17 protein-coding genes are annotated in these 26,282 nt (G+C 61.1%); 7 read left to right on the forward strand and 10 right to left on the reverse strand.

Annotation, left to right across the window (positions count from 1 at the left end; genetic code table 11):
* Positions 1-3: 3 nt before the first annotated feature.
* The gene (locus tag CHB97_RS20010; RefSeq protein ID WP_160106059.1) at positions 4-2,148 is read right to left on the reverse strand and encodes a TonB-dependent receptor; all 2,145 of its coding nucleotides are present in this window, start codon (positions 2,146-2,148) and stop codon (positions 4-6) included.
* A 481-nt stretch (positions 2,149-2,629) separates the two neighbouring features.
* Between CHB97_RS20010 and CHB97_RS20015 the strand changes: the two genes are divergently transcribed.
* From CHB97_RS20015 to CHB97_RS20030, 4 genes are all read left to right on the forward strand, one after another.
* Complete coding sequence (locus tag CHB97_RS20015) at positions 2,630-3,133, forward strand: sigma-70 family RNA polymerase sigma factor (RefSeq protein WP_089289846.1); 504 nt, start codon at positions 2,630-2,632, stop codon at positions 3,131-3,133.
* Positions 3,133-4,113 carry a FecR domain-containing protein gene (locus CHB97_RS20020; RefSeq protein ID WP_089289780.1) on the forward strand — a complete coding sequence of 327 codons (981 nt, stop codon included), beginning with the start codon at positions 3,133-3,135 and terminating at the stop codon, positions 4,111-4,113. The genes CHB97_RS20015 and CHB97_RS20020 overlap by 1 nt, the downstream gene beginning before the upstream one ends.
* 79 nt (positions 4,114-4,192) lie before the next feature.
* Positions 4,193-6,520, forward strand: coding sequence for a TonB-dependent receptor (locus CHB97_RS20025; protein WP_244559630.1), 2,328 nt, complete (start codon positions 4,193-4,195; stop codon positions 6,518-6,520).
* A 1-nt stretch (position 6,521) separates the two neighbouring features.
* Positions 6,522-7,643, forward strand: coding sequence for a PepSY domain-containing protein (locus tag CHB97_RS20030; RefSeq protein WP_089289781.1), 1,122 nt, complete (start codon positions 6,522-6,524; stop codon positions 7,641-7,643).
* A 549-nt stretch (positions 7,644-8,192) separates the two neighbouring features.
* Here the strand turns inward: CHB97_RS20030 and CHB97_RS20035 are convergent.
* Positions 8,193-8,966 carry an alpha/beta fold hydrolase gene (locus tag CHB97_RS20035; protein ID WP_089289782.1) on the reverse strand — a complete coding sequence of 258 codons (774 nt, stop codon included), beginning with the start codon at positions 8,964-8,966 and terminating at the stop codon, positions 8,193-8,195.
* A gap of 12 nt (positions 8,967-8,978) precedes the next feature.
* On the opposite strand from CHB97_RS20035, the gene CHB97_RS20040 reads away from it, so the two are divergent.
* On the forward strand, positions 8,979-10,196 hold the full coding sequence (locus tag CHB97_RS20040) for a glycosyltransferase family 4 protein (RefSeq protein ID WP_089289783.1): 1,218 nt from the start codon (positions 8,979-8,981) through the stop codon (positions 10,194-10,196).
* Between the two features lie 428 nt (positions 10,197-10,624).
* On the opposite strand, the gene CHB97_RS20045 is transcribed toward CHB97_RS20040, so the two are convergent.
* On the reverse strand, positions 10,625-11,014 hold the full coding sequence (locus tag CHB97_RS20045; protein WP_089289784.1) for a DUF4280 domain-containing protein: 390 nt from the start codon (positions 11,012-11,014) through the stop codon (positions 10,625-10,627).
* Positions 11,015-11,025: 11 nt separating this feature from the next.
* Complete coding sequence (locus tag CHB97_RS20050; RefSeq protein ID WP_160106061.1) at positions 11,026-13,449, reverse strand: caspase family protein; 2,424 nt, start codon at positions 13,447-13,449, stop codon at positions 11,026-11,028.
* A gap of 147 nt (positions 13,450-13,596) precedes the next feature.
* Here CHB97_RS20050 and CHB97_RS20055 point away from each other — a divergent pair, with 147 nt between their 5' ends.
* The gene (locus CHB97_RS20055) at positions 13,597-16,629 is read left to right on the forward strand and encodes a choice-of-anchor L domain-containing protein (RefSeq protein ID WP_089289786.1); all 3,033 of its coding nucleotides are present in this window, start codon (positions 13,597-13,599) and stop codon (positions 16,627-16,629) included.
* A gap of 239 nt (positions 16,630-16,868) precedes the next feature.
* Here the strand turns inward: CHB97_RS20055 and CHB97_RS26510 are convergent, their stop codons facing one another.
* The gene (locus CHB97_RS26510) at positions 16,869-17,012 is read right to left on the reverse strand and encodes a hypothetical protein (RefSeq protein WP_160106063.1); all 144 of its coding nucleotides are present in this window, start codon (positions 17,010-17,012) and stop codon (positions 16,869-16,871) included.
* A gap of 123 nt (positions 17,013-17,135) precedes the next feature.
* Here CHB97_RS26510 and CHB97_RS26145 point away from each other — a divergent pair, with 123 nt between their 5' ends.
* Positions 17,136-17,633 (forward strand): alpha/beta hydrolase, encoded by a 498-nt coding sequence (locus tag CHB97_RS26145; protein WP_143271068.1) that lies wholly within the window; start codon positions 17,136-17,138, stop codon positions 17,631-17,633.
* Here the strand turns inward: CHB97_RS26145 and CHB97_RS26880 are convergent.
* The 5 genes from CHB97_RS26880 to tssM all read right to left on the reverse strand — a co-directional run bounded on the left by CHB97_RS26880 (position 17,615) and on the right by tssM (position 26,255).
* Positions 17,615-19,303 (reverse strand): alpha/beta fold hydrolase, encoded by a 1,689-nt coding sequence (locus CHB97_RS26880; protein WP_244559632.1) that lies wholly within the window; start codon positions 19,301-19,303, stop codon positions 17,615-17,617. The two genes, CHB97_RS26145 and CHB97_RS26880, sit on opposite strands and share 19 nt — an antisense overlap.
* The gene (locus CHB97_RS20070) at positions 19,188-21,047 is read right to left on the reverse strand and encodes a serine/threonine-protein kinase (protein ID WP_160106065.1); all 1,860 of its coding nucleotides are present in this window, start codon (positions 21,045-21,047) and stop codon (positions 19,188-19,190) included. The genes CHB97_RS26880 and CHB97_RS20070 overlap by 116 nt, the downstream gene beginning before the upstream one ends.
* A gap of 167 nt (positions 21,048-21,214) precedes the next feature.
* On the reverse strand, positions 21,215-22,018 hold the full coding sequence (locus tag CHB97_RS20075; protein WP_089289790.1) for a PP2C family serine/threonine-protein phosphatase: 804 nt from the start codon (positions 22,016-22,018) through the stop codon (positions 21,215-21,217).
* On the reverse strand, positions 22,015-22,731 hold the full coding sequence (tagF, locus tag CHB97_RS20080; protein ID WP_160106067.1) for a type VI secretion system-associated protein TagF: 717 nt from the start codon (positions 22,729-22,731) through the stop codon (positions 22,015-22,017). The genes CHB97_RS20075 and tagF overlap by 4 nt, the downstream gene beginning before the upstream one ends.
* The gene (gene tssM, locus CHB97_RS20085) at positions 22,731-26,255 is read right to left on the reverse strand and encodes a type VI secretion system membrane subunit TssM (RefSeq protein WP_089289792.1); all 3,525 of its coding nucleotides are present in this window, start codon (positions 26,253-26,255) and stop codon (positions 22,731-22,733) included. The genes tagF and tssM overlap by 1 nt, the downstream gene beginning before the upstream one ends.
* Positions 26,256-26,282: the final 27 nt, after the last annotated feature.

Consider the following 26,282-nt stretch of genomic DNA (forward strand, 5'->3'; position numbering starts at 1 on the left):
CCCTTAGAAACTATGTGAAGCGCCGATGCCGATCACCCGACCGCGCGCCGGGGCACCCAACTGGTGGATGCTGAAAACGGTGAAGGCCAGTTCGCCATAGCCATAAACATCGTGCTTGCTGTCGAACAGGTTGGAGGACCAGAGATAGAATTCGCTGCCGCCGCTGGACAGGCCGATACGGGCATCCACCTCCCCATAGGCGTCCAGGTCGAAATTATTCTGGGCATCGGCGGGGCGGCTATCCACCCAGCGATAACCGACGCGCGCGTTCAGCAGGGTTGGCTGCCCCGCCAGCCCGGCGTCGGAAACCTGCCCTTCATAGGCAAGGCTGCTATTGGCACTCCAGCCCGGCACATCGGGCACCTTGTTGCCGGCGCGAATATCACCCGCCGTCAGGCCCAGCACATTGTCGCGGATTTCCGAATTCACCCGCACCAGCCCGGCATTCAGCACCAACCCTTTGGTGATGCGCCAGCTTCCTTCCAGTTCCGCCCCGATGCTGCGCACATCGGCATTCACCACCGACATGGCGAAGGTGGCGCTGTCATATTTCAGGATATGATCATCCTTGATCTGGTTCAGGAAGACGGCACCATTCAGGCTGAAATCCCCCCCGACCGGGGCAGTTTTGAAGCCGATTTCCAGACTGTTCACCGTGGCGGCCTTGTAGGGCTCGCTGTCCGAAACGCTGGTGGCCATATAGGAAATACCACCCGACTTATAACCGCGTGCCAGCGTGGTATAAAGGTTGGTATCCTTGGCCAGTTCATAGGACAGGGCCAGCCGGCCTGTGGTGTAGCTGTCGGACAGGTCGCGCGTGTCGGGCGTGGTGGTGCCGGTGAAGGTGTTGATATAGCGCGCGTCGTAATCCTTGCTTTCATGCGACTGGCGGATACCGCCGGTCAGCTTCAGCGCATCGGTCAGCGGATAGGTCGCTTCCGCAAAAATGCCAATGCTCTTGGAGGTAAAATCACGGAAACGCTGCTGGCCCTGCAAAGGGTCGCGCGTGTCGAAGGACAGGTCGCTATGGGTGCCCAGCACGCCCGCCACCCAGAACAGGCGTGAATCCGGCAGGGAGGCCAACCGCAATTCCTGGCTCAAGCCGGTTTCCTTGGAACTGTCGCGCACCAGATATTCCATCGGCATCCCGTACATGGCCTGATACGTGACCGTGTCATAGGCCTTCCAGCCCACATAATCCGATGTGGTGGCCGCCGTGATGGAGGTGAGGCGGGCGAAGCTGAAATCATGATTGATTTCAGCCGAATAACGCCCTGCCGTGCGCTTGTTCTCATCAAAGGCACCGGGTGTGATATCCAGCGACGGATCATCGCCGTAGGGGCGCAGCAGGATCATGTTCAGATAGCCCTTGGCCCGCTGCCCCTCCACCGTCAACAGGGCGTCGGTGCCATTGCCATTATCCCAGGCCAGGCTGAAACGCCCGGCCAGATCGGACATTGTGGTCAGCGGCTTGCCATCGCGGGCATTGTCCACCCAATTGTCTGCCTCGTTATAGCGGACGGCGATGCGGGCGCTCAATTGATCGGTTATGGCACCGCCCACGGCGGCCTCACCCAGCCGGTGCCCTTCCTGCCCGATCTCCCCGCGCACATAACCTTCGGTCGTTTGCGTTGGTTTGGCTGTGATGACGTTGATGGCCCCGGCCTCGCTGTTGCGACCGAACAGGGTGCCTTGCGGGCCTTTCAGTACCTCCACCCGTTCAATATCCAATGTGCCCAGCGACAGGAAAGCGGTGGACAGGGCCACCCCGTCAATATTCAGCACCACGGAATTATCATCAGCGCTGACCTTGTAGAGCGAGCCGACACCCCGGATGCGGACATTGTAATCGATCGGTCCGCCAGAGGCGTTGATATCCACCCCCGGCACCGACAGCAGGGTTTCCGACAGATTCTGCAGCCGCGCCTCGGTAATATCCTGCCCGCCGATCACGCTGACGGCGAAGGGCACTTCCACGGCCTTTTCAGCGCTGCGGCGGGCGGTGACGACAATCTCATCCCCCACATTGGCCATTTCCGCCACCTGGGTGGCGGTGCTGGTGGCCTGCTGCGCGCCGGCCGTGCCGGTCAGGGCCAGAACAAGGGACATGGCGGTCAGGCAGCGGGGCCGGGAAAAGCGCATGGACATGGGAAGGATGCTTTCTGATGGATGAAGCGGTTGTAGGGTGGAGGAGGGGCCATAATTCCCCGGATGCCCATCGAACCAGGCGGCCAACACCCAACCATCCGATGTCTGTGACAACATCGGTGGGAGCTCTGCGGATTCTCAATAAATCAAGGTATTAACCCTTAACTTGGCTGCTGTAGCTGGGAGAACCAGCATGGATGATTTACTAGGAATGATAATTATTTTGGGACCACCAGGTCTGCTCCCCGAACCCGTCTATAAATCCCCCTATTGGGAATTATCCTGACGCAATGAGGGGCCTGGGCATAAACGCAAGATGGACACCCTAGAAAACGCCGATTTTTGCGAGGATATGACACACAGGAGGAGGCTCCGAACCGGCTAATGACAACCGCCCTCGCTGTCATGCAATCGGTGTTGATAATCAATTGCACTTTGGCTAACTCATATGCGGAACGGATGAAGCCGGTTGGGGGTTCTGGTGGGCAACGCCATTGCGGATATAGCAGGGCTTTATGCTGCGCATGGTGGCTGGTTGCGCGATTGGCTGCGGCGGCAGACACGCTGCCCGCAAAGGGCGGCGGATCTGGCGCAGGACACGTTTTGCCGGTTGCTGGAACGCCGTCCGGCTTTGCCTGATGACGCCAAGCGCTATCTGGCAACGGTGGCCCGACGCCTGCTGATCGACGATATTCGTGCGCGTGAGGTGGAGCGCGCCTACTTGGACGTGCTGGGTGACCGATATGGCACCGCCGACCATCTGACACCGGAACGGATTACCGAGGCAGTGCAGTTGCTGGACGGTATCTTGCGGCTGCTGGATACCTTGCCGGCGATGACCCGGCAGGCCTTTATGCTGCGCCGGCTGGAGGGCATGAGCCATGCGGATATCGCGACCGCGCTGGGCCTGTCGGATCGCACTGTGAAGCGGTACATCGCGGCGGCTTACGCCCATTGCTATGCGCTCGCTTACGGAGAGGCTTGATGCCGGCCGCCGCGGTTCCCGATTCTGAGCCGACTGCGGAAATTGTGGCGCGTGCCGCCCATTGGGCCGCCCTTCTGGATGATGCCGATGTCAGCCGACAGGTGTGCGATGCCTGCGAGCGCTGGTGCGGCCAGGATCCAAGACACCGTGTGGCTCTGGAGCGTATGCGGGGACTGGCCGCACGCTTCGATCGGCTGGACGGGGTGGGACGTGAGGCGCTGACTGTCGCAGCCGCCCGCCGGGCGCGCCGGGGCCTGCGACCTGCCATTGCAGCGCTGGCCGTGCTGTTCCTGGTGGTGGGGGGCGGCTGGCTTACGCTGCCGCCCCTGCTGGCGCCGTTATTTCCTGATCACCGCACGGGGATAGGGGAACGCCGAACTCTGGCGCTTGCCGATGGATCGGAACTTGTGTTGGACGGGAACAGTGCCGTTGCCGTCGATCTGTCTTCTGGCGTGCGGCGTATCACCCTGTTCCAAGGCCAGGTGCAGGCGGTGGTTGCACGTGACGTGGCGCGTCCCTTCACGGTCGCCACCACGGACGGCACGGCGACAGCGCTCGGCACGGCCTTCATCGTGCGCAAGCAGGCTGATGGCACACGCGTCACGGTGGTGGAATCGCATGTGCAGGTGTGCGCTGATGAACAAAATGTGGATTGCCGGAACCTGTCTGCCGGGCAACGGGCGTTGATTACACGTGCGGGCATCCAGCGCTTGTCGGATATCGATCCCCGCGCGGCAGCCGCCTGGGCACGCGGCTGGCTGGAAGCCGACGATATGGCGTTGACCGACCTGCTGGCAGAGTTGAACCGGCAGCGCCAACGTCCCATCCGCTTTGATCCTGTGTCCCTGGCCGGTCGGCGTGTCACGGGCAGTTTCCCGCTGGACGATACGGAGCGGGCGGCTCAAGCACTGGCGGCAGCCACCGGCCTGGGCCTGACGCGCACGGCAGATGGTGATCTGGTGCTGTCGGCCCGTCGTTAAAATTTTCGCTGTCTGTCCTGTCCCGTTTTGCAAACTCGCCCGTCCCCCATGGTGGAAGATAATTTTTGCCAAGGACAGGATGATGGTGCGCAACTGGATGAAGATGGGGCAGATGGCGGCGACGGTGGCGCTGCTGGCCGGGGCCGGGATTATGGCGGCGCCGTCGGCCTTGGCACAGGCGGTCGCCGAACAGGGATTTGACATTCCCGCTGGCCCCCTGGGAACGGCGGTGGCCCGATGGGGCCAGCAGGCCGGGATCATCATCACTGCCGATCCTGATCTCGTCCGTGGAAAGCAGACACAAGGCCTGTCAGGCCGCTTCGCGCCCGTGGCGGCGCTTGAACACCTTCTGGCCGGCACTGGGCTGCGGGCACAGGCAGGGCCGGGTGGCACCTACAGCCTCTCGCCGCTGCCGGCTGCTGTGCGCCCTGCTGTGCGCGAGCAGGAAGCGGCAGCCGATCTGCCTGAAATCGTGGTTGTTGGCGTGCTGACCGATATTGCCATCGACCAGAAGGAAATCGAAATGCGGCAGGCATCCGACCTGTCTGACCTGTTCCGACAGGTGCCATCGGTGTCGGTTGGCGGGTCTGTTGGCATCGCCCAGAAAATCTATGTGCGGGGCCTGGAGGACAGCCTGCTGAATGTCACCGTCGACGGTGCTCCCCAGCGCGGCACGCTATTCCACCATGTCGGGCGCGTTTCCATTGAACCGGAATTGCTGAAAAGCGTGGAGGTTCAGGCCGGTGCCGGTGAGGCGACCGCCGGTTTCGGTGCCATCGGTGGTGCCATCCGTTTTCGCACCAAGGATGCCGAAGACCTGCTGGCACCGGATCGCAACATGGGCGGCATCGCCAAGGCCGGCTGGTTCAGCAATGACGGCTACAAGTTAAGCGGCACACTTTACGGGCGTCTCGCGGGTGATATCGGCTTTGTCGGCTCCTATGTCCGTGTTGACCGCGACGACATGAAGGATGGGGCGGGCAACCGGCTGCGCGGAACCTCAGCAGAACAGGAACTTGGCTTTGTGAAGCTGGGTGGCCATGTCGCTGAAGATCATCAACTGAGCGTTAGCTTTGAGCAACGTAACGAGAAGGCGTCCTTTGGACAGCGGCCCAACTGGCCGGTGCTGGAGGGGGCACAACTGTTCCCGGCAGAGGGCAAGCGGCAGACGGGTGTCGTTAATTACCAGGGCGATCTGGGGCTGGTGGAACTGGAGGCGACGGGCTACTGGACCCGGTCACGCTTTATCCAGGACCGCTATGATCGCTGGGGGCTGTATGGCGGCTCCATCCGCAGCCTGGGAGGCGACCTGCGTGCCCGCGTCGATCTGGGGGCTCACGACATTACGGTCGGCAGCGAATATCGTGACGATCAGGTGATCGGCGAATATCTGGGTGATCCGGCGGTCTGGGGCAAATGGGCTTGGAGTGCCGCTGTCGGTCGCTTCAAGGAAAAGGGCGAAGTGCTGGGCTTTTATATCCAGGACCATTGGCAGGTGGCGGAACCCTTGCTGTTGAGCGTTGGTGCCCGTTATGACGCCTATGATCTGGAGCAGGTAACCTATGCCAACGGTACCGACAGCGATGGGATCAGCCTGAATGCGGGCCTGAACTACCAGGTCACCGATGCCGTGTCGGCCAATATCGGCTATGCGCAGGCGTTTCGGGGCAAGGAGATCGGCGACGCTTTCACCCTGGAAAAGCGGCCCCGCCGTATCTCACTGTCGCCAACCTTGAAACCGGAAAAGGTCGGCAATTTCGAGGCGGGTCTGGCCTATGACCAGGATGGGTTCCGCGCCTCGGTTGCCTATTACAACATGCGCATCAAGGATGTGATCCTGGACCAGTTGGGCAATGGCGCGCCCCCCCAGGATGCGGTCTACTATGAGAATATTGGGCGTTTCCGGGCCAAGGGTGTCGAATTGCGGGCTGGCTACAGCCATGGTCCTTTCGCCATCGACGCCTATTACAACCATTACCGGTCACGCCTCAACGGCGACCTGATCGAGGGATATGAACATATCGGCCTGGGCAACTCTGTCGGTAATAACTGGAGCGTTACCGCGGGCTATGCCCCCACGCAGGATCTGGGCTTTGAGGTGGCGGTAACTCGGTTCAATGCGCTGAACGATATCGAGGTTCTGCAGCGCGGCGTTGCCATCGGCTGGATCGACGAAACGCAATATGTCAGCAAGCCTGGCTATACGGTGGTCGACCTTTTTGCCCGCTGGCAGCCGCTGGGCGATGACAGCCTTACCGTGACAGCCGGTGTCTATAACCTGTTTGACAAGCTGTACCGGGCCCATGCCAGCGTCGCCGATTACAATGCCATTCCTGGCTGGGAAGGGGTGGCTGGCGTCTATGAACCGGGGCGGGATGTCCGCCTGTCGGTAGCCGTCCGCTACTGATATGGCCAAGATTACCGGGGAAAGGGGGGCACCATCCTGGCGATGGCGCCCCCTGGCGCGCCGACTGCATCGCTGGTTCGGGCTGCTGGCCGTGCTGTGGTTGCTGCCCCTGGCGCTGACCGGGTCGGCCATCACATTTTATGACGAGCTGGATCGTTGGTTGAATCCAGACTGGCGGACGGTTGCATTAAGCGACAACCCGCCGGCCCTGGATCGGGCCCTGGCGGCGGCGTCACAGCAACTGCCTGGTTTCACGGCGCGCTTCGTGGATATTCCAAACCGGGCGGGTGACAGCATCGCCATCGTCGGATCAGCGCCGATGGGGGGCGGGGAAGCGGTTTCCGTTCAGCTTTTCGCTGATCCGCGTGACGGATCCTTGCTGGGTTGGCGGGAGACGGAGGTGCTGTCCTTTGACCGCCGCCACCTGATGGATACGCTTTACGCCCTGCATATGGATCTGATGCTGGGGCCGGTGATGGTCTGGATTCTGGGGCTGATGGCTTTGTTCTGGATTATCGATCACATCATCGCCACGGCCCTTTCCTTCCCCGCCCTGGCTAAGTGGCGTGCGTCCTTTGCCGTGGGCGGTCGCGGATTCAGCCTGAAATGGCTGTTTGATCTGCACCGCGCCGGGGGCCTGTGGCTGTTCCCAATCACCTTCATCCTGGCTGTCACTTCCCTGACCCTGACTTGGCATGAGGAAACGCGGGATGCAGCCCGGCTGCTGGTGCCGGTGTCAGAACGACTGCATTACGGGTTTCCGGTGCTACCGGTTGCGGCACCTGCGATCGGGGTGGAGCAAGCCGTCGCCTTCGCTGGTGGGGGCGTGGACAGTGTGGTGCCGCTACCCCGTTATGGCGTCTATGGCGTTCGCCGTTTCGACGACCGCGACATGGATGGTTATGGTCGATTATGGGTTTATGTGTCGATGATGGATGGCCGCCTTCTAGGAAGCCGGCACGACCGGGGAGAAGGGGGAGGCGATTTGTTCTTTGCCTGGCAGTACCCCCTGCATTCCGGCAAAGGCTTGGGTCTACCCGGCCGGATTCTGGTGCTGCTGGCCGGGTTGGCCACTGCCGGCCTTTGCATCACAGGCCTATGGCTGTGGTGGCGGCGACGTTAGGCGCTCTTCGCGTCGCGCCTGTGGTTCAAGAAAAGCTGGCATTGATTAAGTGTCGACCCGTGATTCTGAACCGGCGTCCTCGACCTGAATCGAGCATTTGAAGGCCAACAGCCGGCTGAAGCACCCGGATTCGTCACGGGAATTTTTCGCCTGAAAAATCGGTCTCATACCAATCTCCCTTGATCGTGACCGATCCAGGGAGATTTTTTGTTCCCTCAGGCGCCGGGCGGGCGCATCCGCGCCCTTGGCTTACGCGCCCACGCGGGCGCGGGCCGGCGGTCGCCGGCCTCCAATCCGCCAAGGGTCAAACCCTCGGCGGATTGGTATACCCAAGTGACGGGAGAATCCCGGAACTGGGTATACCTAAGCCCGTGCGGCGTTTGAGCATTTTGCCGAATTTATTCGGCGCTTGGGTATATAATATCAAAAATAAATCCGAAAATATGCCAGCAGCCGGTGACAAATCCGGGGAAATGCCGGGCGGCGGCATCCGCCGCCTTGGCTTATGCGTCCAAAAGCACGCGGGTAGCAGTCGCTGGCCGCCAAGGGTCATGTTCCATGCCCCTTGGTCTTCTCCGCCAGTTCCCCCGCCAGCCGCAGCATCAAGGCAATATCCTGATCGCGGGACAGGCGGTGGTCACCGTCCTTCACCAGCACCACCCGCACATCATCGCCAGCCAGCGCCCCGGCCAGTTCCAGGCTGGTCTGCCAGGGGATATCCGGGTCGCGCTGGCCATGCAGCAGGCGGACCGGACAGGTTAGGGGGATCGGCCCCGGCAGCAGCAGATGGGCCCTTGCCTCCGCCAGCAGGTGGCGGGTGATGGGATATCCGGCGGGATCATAGGCCGATGGCGCGATGAAGCGTCCGTCGCGTTCCAGGGCCGCCAACTGGTCCGGCCCCAGCCGGGAACATATCATCCGTTCGGTGAAATCCGGGGCGGTGGCAATGCCCAACAGGCCCGCCACGCGGTCCGGCCGTGCCAGTGCCACCAGCAGGGCGATCCAGCCGCCCATGCTGGACCCGACCAGGATCTGCGGCCCGTCTGTCAGCCGGTCGAGCACGGCCAGCGCATCATCGCGCCATTGGCCGATGCTGCCCTGTTCCCACGCCCCGCCGCTGGCCCCGTGGCCCTGATAATCAAAGCGGATGAAGGCGCGGCCTTCGCGCTGGGCCCAGGCCTCCAGCGCTGTTGCCTTGATGCCCGTCATGTCCGATCGGAAACCGCCTAAGAAGACCAGCCCCGGATTCCGCCCTGCCGTGCGCCGATAGGCTATGGTGGTGCCAGCCGTTTCCAGGCTATGTATCGGCTCTTCGTCACCCATCAGTCGCATCCCATGTCCATTTCCGATAGCGCTGGTACCCTAGCCAGCGATGATGTTGCGGTAAACCCGCCCGTGGACCCGTACCCCCTGTTTGGTAACGGGCGGCCCACCATCCTGCAGGTGATCCCCACCCTGGTGACCGGCGGGGCGGAGCGCGGGTGCATCGACATTGCCGCCGCCGTGCAGCGGGCGGGCGGCACGGCCATCGTCGTCTCGGCTGGCGGGCCGATGTCGCGGGAACTGGAACGCTATGGCGCCCAGCACATCACCCTGCCGGTGCAATCCAAGAACCCCTTCACCATGCGGCGCAATGCCGCCAGGCTGGCGGCGATCATCCGCGAAAACCGAGTGGATTTGATCCATGCCCGTTCCCGTGCCCCGGCCTGGAGTGCGATGTGGGCGGCGCGGCGCACTGGCATTCCCTTCGTCACCACCTTCCACGCGCCCTATAATTTCAAGTCGCGGCTGAAGCGCTGGTACAATTCGGTGATGGCGCAGGGCGACCGCATCATCGCTGTTTCCGGCTTTGTCTATGACCATGTGGCGCAGAATTACGGCGTGGGGCCGGACCGGTTGCGGCTCATCCATCGTGGCGTTGACGTGGATATCATGTCGCCGGAAAAGGTGACCCAGGCCCGCATGGCGCAATTGATCCAGCAATGGCGCCTGCCGGAGGATCAGCGCATCGTGCTGCTGCCCGGCCGGTTGACCCGCTGGAAGGGCCAGACCCTGCTGATCGATGCCATCGCCCGGCTGGGTCGCGCCGATGTGCGCGCCGTGCTGGTGGGCGATGATCAGGGCCGCACCGAATATCGCCAGGAACTGGAAGAACAGATCCGCCGGCTGAACCTGGGCGGCCATGTCACCATTGCCGGCCACTGCAACGACATGGCGGCGGCCTATATGCTGTCCGACGTGGTGGTCAGCGCCTCGACCGAGCCGGAAGCGTTCGGCCGCATCATTGCCGAGGCGCAGGCCATGGGCCGCCCGGTGATCGTCACCAATCTGGGGGCGGTCAAGGAAACCGTGATCGACGGCACCACCGGGCTGGTGGTGCCGCCCAACGACCCGGAGGCGATGGCCAAGGCCATCCGCGCCGCCCTGGACCTGGACCCGCTGCAGCGCCAGGCCGTGGGTATGGACGGGATGCGCCATGTGCGGGAAAATTTCACCAAGGCCGGCATGTGCCACGCCACCCTGTCTGTCTATGCAGAGTTGCTGGGGAAATAGGCGGGCGGCATCGCGGGCTTGGGCCAGGGCCTCGATGACAGCAGGCGCGTTCCAGTCCAGAGAGGTGACCAGAAACCGTCAGCTTTGTTCCTTCTCATACCAACCCGCCTAAAGGTTGACCTTTAGGCGGGTTGGAGGCCGACGACCGCCGGCCTGCCGCTTGGTAGTGGCGTAAGCCAAGCTGCCGGAGGCATTGGGCATCCTTCAGTATCAGGAGTTCCATCCGATGCGCGAATCACGCTCTCGCCTCCGATGGAAGCCAAAATCTGAACAGGCCCTAGAGCGGATCGCGGAAAAGCGGAATCGCTTTGGAGCGTGAATTCGCTCGCTGAACAAGAATTTAGAGCCGGGTGCGTTTCCGTTTAAACGCACCCGGCTCTAGTGGACATGCGCTAGGCATCTGGGTGTTCTATTTCCGATTTAGGGTCTCAGGGCTCGAAAGTCGTGCTTTGTCCTGGGCTGGCGACCTTGACGATCCCGGCCCAATTGCACATGCAGGTCGATATATTATCCAGGGCCATCGCCGCACCAACTTTAACCATCTGCGCCCCGGGAATCCAGGGGGATAGGGTGGCTGGAATGCACGGCATTGGTGTCAGCACTCCCATTGCCGCGGCGGTCGCCGATGTGACGACAGGATTGGCTATGCTGGTGCACAGGCCGAAGGGCAGGATATTGACCATCGGCTTGTGATCTAGAATGTTGGCCGCTGGTGGGCCGCCATCCAGGGTTCTGGATACGGGCGGTACGACCAGAACCGAAGGCGCGGTTCCGAAGCTACAAACCAGGGTCGCACCTTGTACCACCTGTAATGGCATTGGCTATCTCCTTAACGTTCCCAGCGGCTGCTGATACCCAGTGGGAAATCGACGCCACGGGAATAGATGGTGGGAAACTGTGCGCTTTTGGCCTTGTTGAATGCCATGCTGGGCACCTCTTCTGCTGTGTAATACAGCAGTTCCACAGCGCTGACCATGCCATCGCTTGGTGGTATGTCAGCCTCTCCTGTCAAAGCCTTAAGCATGATGTAGGTGAAAACGCCGTGCTTCAGTTCCTTTACTTCTACAGCGAATTGATCCTGCTCTGTGGCAGCCAGCAGATGGATGCCGGCCTGTTTGGAAAGCATTTGCAGGCTTTTGATGTCGGCATCCCCCTCGAACAGGTCGCGCACGCTTCCCGACTTGCAGGCGTCGATCAGCAGGACGATGCGTTGCGCGCCGATCTGCCCCACCGCCTGCTGTATGGTGTGGGCTGCCAGACCGCTGGTGACGACGGCCTGGCGCAAGTTACCGCGCAGTGCCGCGATGTTGCGGCGATCCATGTTGCTGTCGGGAAAGCTCAACCCTTCGCCGAATTCCGTGGGCAGGAAAAACCAGCTCCCGTCTGAATTCTCGCCATGCCCCGCCAGATAGATGACGACAATGTCCTGCGGTCGGGTGCTTTGCAGCTTTCCAAACAGATCGGAGATCGCTCGTTTGGTGGCAGCCTTGTCATACAGTGGATGCAACTGTATCTCACTAAACAGTCCCTTCGCGTTCTGTTGGGCCCAGTTGGTCAGGCCACGCGCATCATCGACGGCATAATTTAAAGTTAGTAATGGATTTGCATACTGGTTGATGCCAATCACCACCATATGGAGGGCAGGCTTTTCCGCCGACAAAGTCGGGCCACCGACAGTGATCGTGGTTTCGGCGGGAACGCTGTCCACCAGGTTGCTGGCAGCGGCCACCGCGCGCAGATGATTGTCGCCGGAAATCAGGTCAATATTGTAGGTCACTGTGCGGATGGCAGCGCCGTTCTCGACCGTGTCCCTTGTGTCGGCCACATGCCGATCCGTCAACGCCTTGCCATTATGATACAGGGTGATCCGCGAGATCGAGCCGCCACGATCCTGCGCCGTTACGATGATGCGTCCTGGGCCGGGCACTGTCGGTGGTGCCCCAGCAATGGACAACCTGACCAGTGGCGGCGGCGCGATACCATCCCCGATCGTTGGAACATCCGGGGTCAGCAATGCATCGGGGGCCAGCAGCAGTTTGGCCAACAGTCCGGGTTCGTAATAGGGTTCTGAGAAATTCACCATCTCGAAGATTTCTGTATCGGTCTGCCATGACATATCCAACAGCCCAGGGCCCGAGCCGTCATGGCGGCCTTGAGCGTCCACAATGGCCCAGCCACGGCGTGTGATCAGCAATTGTGCTAGTCGGCGTTCGCTTTCGCTGTCCCATAACAGCAGGCGTCCATCGCGGTCAGCGACCAGCACCCTGTCGGCACCAGGGGCGAACACAGCCATGGTGCCGACGGGAATCGTGGCAAGCCGACGGCCGCTACGGCCCAGCAAGACGGCTCCGCCGTCGCCAGCCAGCAACAGCGTGCCATTCTTCCCGATGGCCAAAGTTGACGGGGTTCCGTCCAGGCCGGGTCTGCCACGCATCTTCCGGCTGTTGCCGGGCTGCCAGCTTTGCACCATCCCGTCACTCAGGGCGGCTGTCAGGGTACTGTCGGCAGCGAAGATCAGGGCCCGGACTTCCGCATCAGCATCTTCCATGATCATCGGTGGGCCACCCGCCACCGGCCACAGCCGGACGGTCCGGCCAATGCCGCTGGCCAGTGTGCGGCCGGATACGTCAAATGCCAGCGCCGCCACGGGTCCTGCCTGCCCATCCAGGGTGGCGAGAGGCACGCCGTTGGTCATGTCCCACAACCGGATGGTTCCATCCGCGCCACCGGTCGCCAGGATGGAACCATCCGGTGACAGACGCGCGGCAAGCACCATACCCTGATGGCCAGAAAACCGCCGGATTTCAAGGCCCGTCCCCATATCGTGGATGATGACATCACCTGTACCGGTGCCGATAGCGGCAACGCGGCTGCCGGTTTGGATGGCAAGCGCCCGCACTGGGCCCGCCTTAACACGGCCGACCTGCTTGCCGGACTGCAGATCCCACATCCGCACCAGCCCGTCACGCGACGCTGCCGCCAGATAGCGCTGGCTGGAATCAAGGTCGATGGCATCGACCGGACCAGCACTGTCACGCACCACCAGCCGAGGCCTGAACGCAAGGCGGCTCTGGTTGTTGATGGCCTGGTTGATGATACGGGTTTGGTTCATGCCCTGCGCCTGCGCTGGGGGCACCTGTAACAAGGTGACGATCATCAGGGCCACAACGCCAGCAATGAACCACCAGCTCATGATTCTCATACTCACGTCCAACCCCTTTGGGTATACGGCGGCCAGCTTGCAATCAGCCATAAGGTTGCCCCCTGGCCGATTGGTTAAGATGTTTAAACTAGTAATCAACCTAAGGGAGATTTTGTAAATTATCATCTACCAAATTATAACAATAACAGTTATATAATCAATAAATAGATTTTAGCCGTGAAATGCGACTTGGATTCAATGAAGAATAATCAAGCGCATACACTATTGCTGATGAAGAGGGGCAAGATGAACGGTAAGCGCACGGAGAAGAAAATTCGATTCTTGAATGCAATTATGGGCGGCGCTTCCGTCGTCGCATTGTTCTGCGGGGCGGTTCAGGCATCAACGGTGACGCCGAACACCGATGCGGCGGCTCTGGCAGCCATCTTGATTAACAGCGACAGCGTTTCCCTTGTGGCCGGATCGGCAAAATTCACCGGCAGCAACCTGGCTGTTGGCACTTTCGCCGACACAGGTTCCATCTTTCCATTCACAAATGGCGTGGTGCTTTCCTCGGGTCGTGTATCCAGCCTTCTCGGATCGAATGAGGAGGAAGTTCTGGGTACTAATGGGGATGCGGACCTGTCAGCCTTAACCGGGGGAATAACCTTCGATGCCGCGGTGCTGGAGTTCAGCTTCATTCCTGCCAGTGATCAAATATCTTATTCCTATGTATTCGGATCTAATGAATATCCTGAATATGTTGGGAAAAGTTATAACGATGTATTTGGCTTTTTTGTAAATGGTAAGAATGTGGCCCTGATCCCAGGAACCACAAATCCAGTTGCCATTAATTCCGTGAACCACCTCCGAAATAGTGAGTATTATTTCGACAATCAGGGCCGGGTGGTTCCGGTTAATCTTGATGGTTTGGTTGGCCGCGACGGTAAGATGGTGGTTGTCGCAAATGTAACTCCAGGACAAAAGAATACCTTCAAGATTGCAATCGCTGACGTTGGAGATGCGGGGTATAATTCTGCCGTCTTCTTGGGCACCGGTGCCGTCAAGGCGGTGCCGGTGCAGACCATCGACACCGCCAAGCCCTTCTATACCCAGGAAGATTCTGCCGCCACTGGTGCGTCGATTAATTTCGATGGCGGTACGCTCAAACTCACCAACGGTTTTGCCACACAGGCGGCAGTGTTCGTCAGACAGGCTGGCGGTACGATCGACAGCAACGGCTATGCCGGTATCTTTTCCGGCGCGCTCGGTGGTACGGGCGATCTGCTCAAGACTGGTAGTTTGGGCATCCAGTTCGGTGGTGCCAGCACCTATACGGGCAAGTTGACGGTCAAAGAAGGGTTTGTCGTCGCGAATGCGGCCAACATGCCGGGGACGGTGTTGCTGTCGGACGCTTCCGCCTTTGTGAACTTCAATCAGGATGTTGACGGCACCTATGCCGGCGCCATCAGCGGTTCCGGTTATGTGGTGAAAAGCGGGGGGGGCACGCTGACCGTCAACAGCCAGATGGCGCAGACGGGCGGCGTAATGGTCGCTCAGGGCACGCTGAAGCTGGGCGTGGATAATGCCATTGCCGCCGCTGGAACCCTGACCTTCACCCAGGGGCAGGGCCCAAGTGGCAATGACGGACAGGGTCCCACAACGTTCCAGGGTACCATCGACCTTAACGGCAAATCCCTCACCGTGGCGGGGCTGAAGTCCGCGCAGCTTGCATCTGGCGGCACCGCTGGCGGCACGCTGGCCATCAACGGCGGTACCCTGAACATCAATGGTACGGGAACCGATACCTATGGCGGGGTGATCACCGGTTCCACCGGCAGCCTGACCAAGAATGGCAGCGGCAGCCTGACCCTTTCGGGTAATAGCAGCTTCGCTGGGACCACGACGGTGAATGGCGGCACATTGGCGGTGACCGGCAATCTTTCCAGTGCCCTGACCATTGCCAGCGGCGGCATCCTGCGCAACAGCGGAACGGTCGGGTCTGTCACCAATTCTGGCACGATGGCCGGTGATGCCAATGCCATGAGCATCATGCGGGTGAACGGTAACTTCACCCAGAACGCGAGCGGCGTGCTGAACATCAAGGTGGATGCCGCGGGCGGGTCTGACAAATTGCAGGTGTCTGGTACTGCCAACCTTGGTGGCACCTTAGCTGTACTGCCCGCCCTTGGCACATATCAGGCGGGTACGACCTACAATATCGTGTCAGCTACGACGCTGACCGGCACCTTTACAGAGATTACCGGTGCCATTCCGGGCCTGGAGATCAAGCCTGTCTATACGACAGGCGGCCTAAATCTGGTGCTCAACAAGCCGATTGATGTCGCCGCGGTAGTGGCCGAGGCATCACAGCAACTGGTTAGTGAGACTGGCCAAGCCCAGACTCGTACCACCACCCGCAATTCGGTATCTGCTGTGTCCAACCGGCTGCAGAATGTGTTTTCCGGCCGGGCGCTGGGAGGTGGCAATCAACGCACCGCGGCCGCCGATACCATGACCGGCATGTCTGCGGGTGACGAGAACCCGTTGGACGGTGTCAGCGTCTGGGCCGATGCCAGCGCATCGCGCCTGATCAACTCTGTCACAGATGACAAATTCGCCGGCTGGAGCCAGAATCTGCTGTTTGGCGCGGACAAGCAGTTCACACCCGATTGGGTGGCCGGTGCCGTCGTTGGCATTGAACATTCCGATCTCGATACCAGCCTGCTGAACGGGCGGCGCCAGGCGCTTGGCGGTTCGCTGACGGGTTATGCCGGTTATCGCATTAATGAACATTCCAATATCAACGTGCAGGCTGGTGCCGGTGCTCTGTCCAATAAGCTGGAACAGAATGCTCTGGGGCTTTCTGGTAAGGACACGTTCGCATCCTGGCGCATCATGACGGCTGTCAACCTGAACAGCAGCTGGGCGGTGAAGAAGTACGAACTTTCGACGCTGGCAGGTCTCAGCTATGCCTATGACAGCTATGATGATTACAATGCCTCCACGGGGCGGCTTGTTTCACCGACGCCGTCGCGGCTGGCCCAGATTCGTATCGGTGGGGAAGCGGCCTACAATGCCAGCGAGAAGTTCCAGCCGTACCTCAGCGCAACCTATGAAGGCGATATCAGCAGCAGTGGGGAGGGTGCGCGCAACGGTGCCATTTTCGGCGGTGGTGCACGTTTCTTCATCTCTGAAAGGCTGACCGGTGCCGTTCTGGCAAATGCCCAGGCTTTCCGTAAGAATGACCATGTCTATTCGGCTTTCGCCAATATCCGTTACAGCTTCTAATACCGGTGGCACGAAATCATGACCGCTGGTAACGCTTTCGTGCCCCTCAATCGCCGGCGCCAGCATTCGCGGGCTTGGCTACGCCGCTACCAAGCGGCGTGGCGGCGGTCGCAGTATTGCCAACGGCCATGAATTATGACCGTTGGTATAAATCAACGGCTGGCAGGTGGGTCTGGGGTCTGGCTGTGGTCGCCGGGCTTACCCTGGCCCTGCTGGCCGGATGCACACAAAACACCATCTCACGGCTTGATGCGGCGTCGGCTTTGGCGCATCAAGCCGGTCTTTCGCCCCGCCGCTTTCCTGCCGGTGATTTCATTCTTGCCGGTTGGATGCGGCCGGGTACGGGTGACCATCTGATTGTTTTCATTGAAGGCGACGGTCATGCGTGGGAAAGCCGTCAAAGACCGTCCGGCGACCCCACACCATGGCACCCCATTGGCTTGGCCTTGGCGGCGGCCCATGCTGAAGGGCCGGTTCTAGCCCTGGCCCGGCCCTGCCAATATACAATGTCGCAGGAGCAGCCGGAATGCCGTGCGGCGGTCTGGACGGATGGGCGCTTTTCACCCGCCGTGCTGGCCGCACTCGATCAGGTCATCACCCTGGCGGCGGCGGAATCTGGCGGCAAACGGCTTATCCTGGTTGGATATTCCGGCGGGGGGACCGCTGCGGCCCTGATCGCGGCCCGGCGGGTTGATGTTGATGGGTTGGTCACCGTTGCGGCACCCCTTGATCTTAAGGCGTGGACCAGCCATCACAACATCAGCAGCCTGACCGCATCCATTGATCCTGCCACGGCCGTCGCGGCCCTGCGCGGGTTACGTCAATTGCATGTGGCGGGAACCGAGGATGCCACCGTTCCTGCGAACTTCGTCGTCGATTTTGCCCGGCGTGTTGGCGCGCCGGCGCTGGTGCTCCAGGGTCTGGACCATAATGGCCAGTGGTCCAAGCAATGGCCGGAAATCTGGCAGGCTTTCCTGAATGCTGGTCACCCGCCCAAAGGCTGAAGCACGAACCGGGGTGGCAGCACACGGTCCAAACACGGAAAATCAAGGGTGCGAACCGGATTGACCAGGAAAGCGGCAACCATGCCCGCCCCGCAGGGGGATGCCCCAAGCACGTCGTGACCAAGCCCCCGAAACCTAAAAACCTGTGCATTGGGGAAGCGGGTAGCCAGGGTATCCGCACGGCTTGATGGAACATATGTATCGTAAACGCCAGTCAGGATCAACGCCGGCACGGCACTGGTGACGGGCCGATAGAAATCGGCAGGGGCAGGTTCCAGCATCAAGGCCGGGCAGGCCGCGTCGAAATCTGTCTCTACCGCGTCAGCCACAGCATAGGGGTGGAAGGGCGCGGCGGCCGCCCGCAGCGCTGATGCGTCGATATGGGGCCGTTCCTCCCGGCAGCCGATGGCGAGGTTGAGGCCGTAGGACAATTCATCAAAGACCCGCCATAGGGCCGGCGGCATCAACACTGTTCTGGTCAGCGCTGCATCGCCAGCCCTGGGATCAAGCCTGGCCAAATAATCCAACAGGCGCGGGGTAGTGGCTGGGCCGTTGCCGCTGCCGACATGGGCGGCCAGCAAATTGGCGATATCATGCCATTCCACGGCGTGTATTGCCCGTGCATCCCGCCCGGTGGACAACGTGATCGTCAGTGGGGTGCGGGTCCAGGCCGTGGCCAGACGTTCAACAATGCCATCCAGGTTGGGGAAGGTCCGCGCGCAGGCCGGTTGGGCCTTGCAATCGCTGACGGCCAACAGCATTGCCGACCGGATCGCCTCGAACCGATCCTTATCCAACCAGGTGGTACCGGGCAGACCAGGGGAGTTAAAGATGACGCTGCGGACCGCGTTGCCATCCAGCCGCAGCAGGGCTTGTGCCGCAATGGCCCCGTATGAGGTGGCCAGGATGTTCCATTGCCGGATACCCAGCGCTACGCGCAGCGCCTGCAGGTCGTGTGCGCTTTGCGCCGTATCGAAATTCTCCAACCGGAAGCCTGCGGCACGAATGGGCTCCAGGCATGACAGCGCATCTCTGGCGGTAATGGTGCCGTACCAATAATGCCAGGGATCAATTCCCTTGCAGGCAAGCGATGGTCTGGACAGGCCGCTACCGCGCTGATCGAAAAAAATCAGGTCGCGACTGGCGCGGCTTGCAGCCAAGCTTTTGGCCAGCCTGTCGGCATGGTCGCTGCCGGCCTGGCCTGGACCGCCCAGCACCACCAGCAACGGATCCTCCCTCCCGGGTTCTAGGGCGGGATACAATGTCGCGAACAGGTCAATCCGGGGTGATGACGGAGATTGCCAATCCCCCGGAACGGCCAACCGCAGGCAACGCGCCGCAGGGTCGCCGCTCAGACTGGGTGGGCATGCGACCCAGGTCGGAACAGGCGGCGACAGGCGCACCACCGGCACGGGCACCAGTGATGTGCGAGGACGCGGTTTGTACAGCATGGTCAGGCCAAATGCGATCATCCCCATCATGGTGATGATGCCCCCCAGAACCAGGGCATATCGAGCCAGCGAGTGCTTCATGTCCGGCATCCCGCCCGTTTCATCACCGGGGGGTTGTGGTGAAGAAGATGGCATCATTTGCAAGAATGCGGTTTTCCGCCAGTGCCTTGCCAAGCACAGGCAAATAGTTGGCGGCCGTATCCGCAAGATCGCGATCAGACCCAAACAATGGTTCTGGGGTCAACAGGATCATGATCAAATGCTGCCTTGGGCCGAATGGACCTTGAGCGGAATATACAGGCCTCAATCCATTTGGTGCGATGGCACTGCCGCCGAGCAACATTGTCTCTCCCGGTCCGATTCGGCTATTGGGATGGCGGCTCATCGGTGTCATGTGAACGACGGCACCGTCGCTATCAATGTAATCCACGGTCAGATAACCACCCTGTCTGCCGGCTGTGATCTCCAGCCGCAGTTCGTCACCTTCCCGGTAAAGATTGTCCGGGTGGTTCATCTTCACTTTCAGAGCATCGTGAACTGGCTGTGCTGGGCCACCAAGACCAGCGGGCGGTGCCAGCTTTAACATGTGGCAAATCGGCAGCGGCACGGTTGTGATCATGGCCGTGGGGGGAGAGGGGAGGCCAATGCCCGCAAACTGCGTCGCCAGCGTGGCGTGCACATCGCCTGGGCCGACAAAGCCGGTAACAGTGACCTGCCCATTACCATCCGTTCCAGCCTGGAAATAGGCGCAGGCAAGGCCAGCAGCGGTGGCGGTCGCCGCGCGCTGTACATCCTCAAGGCGCAGAACGGGGTTGGTGCCGGGCGCATTGACTGACGGGGTATCGGCAATGGGTTTGGTAATATGGGCCCCATTCTGCCCAACCACTTCCTGAGTCTGTTCCGATCGAGTCAGGGCATATATGCCGATAAGCAGCCCCCCTAACCCGGCCAGTGTCATTGCCACTGGCATGATCCGGAACCGGCGTTTGGTGATGGCAGGTTTGCTTTCCTCTGCCGGGGGCGGGGGGGGAGCCGCTTCTGCCTTGCCAAGCCCCAGATGGTCCCGGCAGGCGGCTTCACAAAATGTAATAACTTCGCGCATCGTTTGCAGGCGGTCATCCGGTTTAGGCTGCAGCATCCTTTCAAGGACGACCCTTAGGGGGGGCGGTACTTGCCCCAGGTCAGGAACGTGCAGCCGACACCGCAGCGGATCGGAGACCATGTCGATCGGCTGGCCGATACAGGCTTCTGCCAACACCAGTCCCAGGGAATAAATGTCGGACCGGGGGCCGACCTCCTGCTCGAACATGCCTAGCTGTTCGGGGGAGGCGTATCGTTGCTTGCCGGCAAAGCTGTTGCCGATGATGGATTTTTCGGTGGATGCGGCTCGCTTGGCGATGCCAAAATCAATGATCTTGGCTTCCCGCACGCCATCGGCGGGGATGATGATATTGTCCGGCGAAATATCGCGATGGATGACGGTCTTTTCATGTGCGGCGGCAAAGCCAGACGCGACACGGTACAGCAGTTCGATCACCTCTGTCGTCTGTAGGGGGGCGTTGATCAGCAGGTCCTTAAGCTTTGAGCCATCGACGAATTCCATCACCAGGAACATCGATCCGGCTTCATCGGTGATAAGGCCGTCATGCGCCACCACCGCGTCATGGCGGATGCCCCGCAGGATATTGGCTTCCCGGATAAACAGGTCGCCCAGCATCGGGTCCTCGGCAAGCTCCGGCAGGATGATCTTGACCGCGTGCATGGTTTTGGCCCGCAGATGCACTGCCCGAAATACATGCCCCATGCCGCCGCTGTCGATGCGCCCCAGCACCTTATAGGTGTGGCAAATGATATCGTTCGGTTGGGGTATGGTCCCCTTCTTCTGTGGTTCGGCAGAGGTATCAGAAGGGGAGGGCGCCGGAGCCGGATCGAAAGGTCCGGCTGGGGATATCGCGCCTTCCAAGATCTGTGCATCCTGTGATGGCGCTGCCGGGCGATCTGGCCAGACCCGATTTGTGGTTACCACCACCGTGCCGCCAGGTGTCACGGATACCCGGCTGGGCGCGGTGTCCGGGGGTGTGGCGGCATCATCAGACCCAGACATGGCATTCTCTCCGGTTTAACAGCTGTTCAACCCGCAACCACCGGGATGCGTGCGATGATCTGTGTTTTGTCAAGATGGGTATCTGGTTCGGGCTGACATCTGACCACGACGATGGAGACATTGTCCGGGGCCCCGCGCGCCAGGGCCAGTGCCATCAGGTTGGCAACAACCGTAGCGGGAGAGCCCGTAAGCTGGGCGGCGATTTCCCATTCTGTGACCACCCGGAACAAGCCGTCGCTGCACAGCAGGAACTGATCATGCGGCAGGACCCGGCCCTGACGGATCTCTACGGGCAGTTCGGGATGGACGCCGATGGCGCGGGTCACTTCGTTGCCACGCGGATGAGTGGTGGCCTGATCGGCCGTGATGGCACCGCTATCCAATAGCTGCTGCACGACGCTATGATCGGTACTGATCTGCGACAATGCGCCATCACGCAGCAGATATAGACGACTGTCACCCGCCCAGATACAGGCGAAATACCCCTCAGCGATCAGCAGGCAGACCAGGGTGCTGGCGATGATTTCTGACGGGCTCTGCCGTTCGGCGACCAACTGATGGTTAACCGTTTCCAATCCAGCGCGAACCTGCGCCATCAGGGCCGACGCCCCGGGCAGTGCCGGTACCCGAGCCAGCGTTTCCGCTATGGCGCGGCTGGCGGTATCGCCACGCTGGTGCCCCCCCATACCGTCCGCGACTGCCCATATCCCGGCCTCAGGGCGGTTGAGAACGGCATCCTCATTCAACTGTCGGACCTTGCCCGTATCAGTGATCGCAGCAGATGTGACCCATAAACCAGACAGGATGGCCGATTGCTGTATGGGGATCATCGGTGGGTGTCCGCGGGCATGGCAAACGGGCCACCGGCCAGGGAAATGACGCAAAGACCGGCAGTTTCCGTATCTTCCCACCGCCCATTGAGCATACTGGTGAAAGCCGCACCGGTCGGCATGGCGGTAAACGCGATCAGGGTCGGTGATGATCCACCGGCTTGGGTCCAGCCCAGTCCCAGCGGCCCGCTGTCCGGCCGCAGTTGCGCCTCCCCCAACATCGCCGCCACCCGTCCCGGCAGTCCAGGCATTTCCGCAGGCAGGGTATCCAGCGGCACCCCAACCGCACGCACCCGCGCATCGAAACCCTCGGCATCCAGATCATCCTGCAATGCCGTCATCAATGCTGCCTCGGCGCGTCTGTACCAGTTACCGTTGGCTTCGGCCCAGGCCAGCAGTGGCGCGCCAGCGGGCAGCGGTGCCAGCAGTGCTAAGGGATAATAACGGCCCACACTGTCCACACTTGGCACCAGCACGCCGCACAGGCCGGTGGGCCCACAGATGCCGGCCTCCAGCGCCAGATGCCAGGCCGGGCTGACCAAAAAGGCATCCAGCCATCCCTGGCCGAGCATCCTCCGGCTGTCCATGATGCCTGCTTCCAGCCAGTCGTTCAGCGGGCCGATCACCGATGATGGCAGACGGCGCGTCACGAAATCGCCCAGCATTGGCAATTTGCCGAAAAACCCCGGTAGCTCTTGTTCCCCGTCGCTCATCAGAAATCCCCCGGACATTGAAAGGCGGACAGCGCAGGCAGCGTAAACGGACTGTTGGTGGTATTGGCCCGCAGCACGAACGACACTGGATAAAGGGCGCCGACGGTGATCCGGATGCTTTCGGGCGAACCTGCGGACATCGGCCGGGATTGATCCACCAGCCGGAACAGCGCCCATGGTCCGGTATGGGTGATCACTTCCGGTGCACCGGTGGCAGGGGTGATGGTTACCGTGGCACCACCGGCACCGATGCCAGGCCATTGTAGCGTGGCGGGGCGGACCAGCCCTGGTTCCAGCCTGACCACCTGCCCATCAATCTCCAGGGTGACATGGGCAACGCTGGGCGGCAGGGTAGACGTCAGCAGGTCGAAACGTACCGAGGGTGCGACGGGGTTGGCAAACATTGCTTCCCGGATTTCCGCTGCCTGCTGGAAGGAGTCCAGCACGGCCGGGGAAATGCCAAGATCATTGCCATTGATCCTCTGCCAGCGCCAGCGTTGCGGCCCGGTATCCACCAGATGCTGAAGGTTGGCGGTGAAGAATGTGTGCAAGGCCCCATTGGGCTTGAACAGCTCGGCAAAGTCGCGCAAGGGCGTATCGGCATCTGACCGGCGGTTGAACGGATAGCGGCGGCCGGTCGCCTGTTCGCAATGGCGACGGACGGAGGCGTTCCACAGCCGACCCAGGTCGCTGCGTGCATTGGACATTGTTGCTGATGAGCCCGACCTGCCCACCTGCTCCAGTAATTGCCCCACGGATCCCGGTGCGCGGGCAGCAGCAGCGGCGAGCTGCTCTGCGGGTGTGGCACCCTGGGTCCCCATCACATCACGGGTGAGGGCTCCGCCCTTCAGGCGACTGAGTTGCAGGTACAGATCACCGATGACGCGCAGCACGTCATCCAGGTTACCACCGGCCACGCTGGTTTTGTTGTTGACGAAATCATGCAGGCCTTTGAAATGATCATCCACGGGCTTGCCGGGCTGACCGGCTGATGGCAGGTCCAATGCCCGCAGGCCCGACGCGGCCGCGGGGATCGGTAGGTTGCCAGCCGCCACGGTTGCCGCTGCCTTCAATCCGGGCGGTACGCCTCCATCATCCCCCGTCAGGGTGGTTTCGGCGGATATAGCTGTAAGCAGGTTCTTTAAGGGCGATCCCGGCCCTGACAGGGCGGCTGTCACCCGCATAGCATCATCCAAAGACAGCATCGGCGCCAGGGCAATGTCGCCCAGAACGCCATTCCATTGAGCGATGTAATCGTTCAGATAGAGCTGCAGAATATCGCGTTCCAGCTTACCATCACGCAGATCGGCAGTGGGTTGCCCATTGATCACCCAGCTATCCTTGGCAACGTCACCGGCGGCACCGGATAGGCCGTTCAGGAAAACTTCCCGAAAGCCGGCACGGGTGTAAAATCCCGGCACCCCGTTGGAGAGCAGCTTTCCGGAAGGCCGGACGAAGACGCGGTCAGCCAAGGGGCCAGCCGCATCGACCAGCCGCCATTCTGCCAGCCGCCATGCTTCGGGGGATTGTCTGAGCTGGGCATAGGCGCGGGCTGCCAGCGGGAAATTCGCCAACAGTCGCCGTGACTGCTCCACCAGCGCCATATCGGGTCCGATGGGGGTGACGGGGCCGGCCAGCAACACGTCCAGATGGTTGGCGAGCGCGTCTCTGATGGCGGCATCGTTGGGGGCGGGGTAGATGGCCGCCCAATCCGCGATGTGCCACTGGCGCAGGAAATCCCTGTCCAGCGCCCCTGGCTGTTGGCCGGTCAGCATCAGATAGGCTTTCAATGCCCCATACAGCTCATTGCTTTCCGGCTGGGACCGGATCAGCCATTCCAACCGATATGCCATCACGGGTACCAGCAGCGCATTCAGCGCGCGGTGATAGGCAGACTGCGCCTGCTCCGCCACCACCTCACCTTGAGAAAGGCCGAATGTCTGCCACAGGGATGGTTCCTCTGCGGTCGTCTGGGCCAGGATGCGCAAGCGAGCCAGGGGCGGCAGGATGGTGCCGAAGCTCTGGGATAGGGCTGCGTCCGCTGGGATGGCCCGCAAATCGGCGCCGATACGTTCCACCTCTGCCATCCTGGTGGCCAGCATGGCCTGGTTTTCAAGATAGCTGACCATCCACACACTTGTGGACCCGGCAAGCGCCAGACCTGCAAGAGCGTAAAGCCCGATTACAACCCCTCGGCGCCAGCGTTCCACGCCGGGATTGAAACTCACCAGCCCGGCCTCCGGAAACACGACATCGCGGAGCAGTCCGGTCAGAAAATAGCTACGCCCCGTTCCTGGACGCGGCGGTGCCACACTCTGTTCCATGCCCAATCCACGGGCAATGGAACCTGCAAGCCGGTCGATGGGTGATCCCTCCTGGGTGCCGCTGGTCAGGTAGACGCCCCGCAACAGGGGCGGTGCTTCGTAACGGTCGCCATCGAATGCTTCGCGCAGGAACAGGCGGAGCTGTTCGCGCAATTGTGCTACCTGGGCCGGGAATCCGAAAATGGCACCCCGCCGACCCAAATCTGTTTCCTGCTGCAGGCGTGTGGTGACGCGGTCCGACAATGCGGTCATCAGCAGGTCAAATTCCGGGGTGATCAGATCAGCTGCTTCGTCCTGCGCTTGCAACGGAAAGGTCACGCCCCATACCTGTTCACGCTGACGCCGGTCCAGGTCGTCAAAGAACTCTGTAAAGCCGGGCAGAAGGTCGACCTTGGTCAACAGCAGATACACGGGGAATCGGATACCGAAGGCCGTGTGCAGTTCGTTCAACCGATCGCGAATGGTGCGGGCATGTCGCGCCCGTTCCGCATCATTGGCACCGGCCAGATCGATGGCGCTGAATGCGACAAACACGCCGTTGATCGGCTGCCGCGCCCGTGTTTTCCGCAGCAGCGCCAGGAAGCCCCGCCACGCCTTGGCATCTGCGGCCGCGTCGGAATCCTGGCTGGTGTAACGTCCGGCCGTGTCGATCAGCACTGCGTCGTCGGTGAATAGCCATTCGCAATTATGTGTGCCCAGATCGGGTGTACCGGGACGCCCCCGCTTGCCTGCCATCCGCTTGACCAGTTCGGAATTGGCGATGGCTGTGGATTTGCCGGTGCCGGGGGGGCCGATCATCATGTACCAGGGAAGCTGATAGAGAAAACGTCGGTCCCAGCGGCCCGACCCGCCGGACTGTTTGAGAAGCCGGACGGCTTCTCGCAGCCGATCCCGCATTGCGGTCAGATCGTCATCGGCTCGGCTGTTGGTACTGTCGGCTCCGCGTTTGGTGTCCGGAAGCATACCGTCAACCAATGTCGCATCCGTCTGGCGCGCGCGGCTCAGGATAATGATATTGGCAACACCCCAACTGACCAAGATCACCAGCACCGCCAGCAAGCGGGCAATTTCGCTTTCCAGCGGGCGGATGTCCGCAATGGCGATAAACGGCCCCACCAGCCATGCAATCAGCGCCAGGGCAATGGCCCCCAGCAGCGTCAGGAACCAGCGGACCTTGAAAAGGGAGATTATGCTGTTCATCGAAGCGCTTATCCAAAAGGCCTGATC

Source organism: Azospirillum sp. RU38E, from assembly GCF_900188385.1.
Taxonomy (GTDB): Bacteria; Pseudomonadota; Alphaproteobacteria; order Azospirillales; family Azospirillaceae; genus Niveispirillum.

Bases quoted from the DNA above. Each gene is read 5' to 3' on its own strand.
- CHB97_RS20010 (WP_160106059.1), bottom strand. From the start codon at position 2,148: ATGTCCATGCGCTTTTCCCGGCCCCGCTGCCTGACCGCCATGTCCCTT.
- CHB97_RS20020 (WP_089289780.1), top strand. From the start codon at position 3,133: ATGCCGGCCGCCGCGGTTCCCGATTCTGAGCCGACTGCGGAAATTGTG.
- CHB97_RS20025 (WP_244559630.1), top strand. From the start codon at position 4,193: ATGATGGTGCGCAACTGGATGAAGATGGGGCAGATGGCGGCGACGGTG.
- CHB97_RS20030 (WP_089289781.1), top strand. From the start codon at position 6,522: ATGGCCAAGATTACCGGGGAAAGGGGGGCACCATCCTGGCGATGGCGC.
- CHB97_RS20035 (WP_089289782.1), bottom strand. From the start codon at position 8,966: ATGGGTGACGAAGAGCCGATACATAGCCTGGAAACGGCTGGCACCACC.
- CHB97_RS20040 (WP_089289783.1), top strand. From the start codon at position 8,979: ATGTCCATTTCCGATAGCGCTGGTACCCTAGCCAGCGATGATGTTGCG.
- CHB97_RS20045 (WP_089289784.1), bottom strand. From the start codon at position 11,014: ATGCCATTACAGGTGGTACAAGGTGCGACCCTGGTTTGTAGCTTCGGA.
- CHB97_RS20050 (WP_160106061.1), bottom strand. From the start codon at position 13,449: ATGGCTGATTGCAAGCTGGCCGCCGTATACCCAAAGGGGTTGGACGTG.
- CHB97_RS20055 (WP_089289786.1), top strand. From the start codon at position 13,597: ATGAAGAATAATCAAGCGCATACACTATTGCTGATGAAGAGGGGCAAG.
- CHB97_RS26510 (WP_160106063.1), bottom strand. From the start codon at position 17,012: ATGACCGTCGCCTTCAATGAAAACAATCAGATGGTCACCCGTACCCGG.
- CHB97_RS26145 (WP_143271068.1), top strand. From the start codon at position 17,136: ATGTCGCAGGAGCAGCCGGAATGCCGTGCGGCGGTCTGGACGGATGGG.
- CHB97_RS20075 (WP_089289790.1), bottom strand. From the start codon at position 22,018: ATGATCCCCATACAGCAATCGGCCATCCTGTCTGGTTTATGGGTCACA.
- tagF (WP_160106067.1), bottom strand. From the start codon at position 22,731: ATGAGCGACGGGGAACAAGAGCTACCGGGGTTTTTCGGCAAATTGCCA.
- tssM (WP_089289792.1), bottom strand. From the start codon at position 26,255: ATGAACAGCATAATCTCCCTTTTCAAGGTCCGCTGGTTCCTGACGCTG.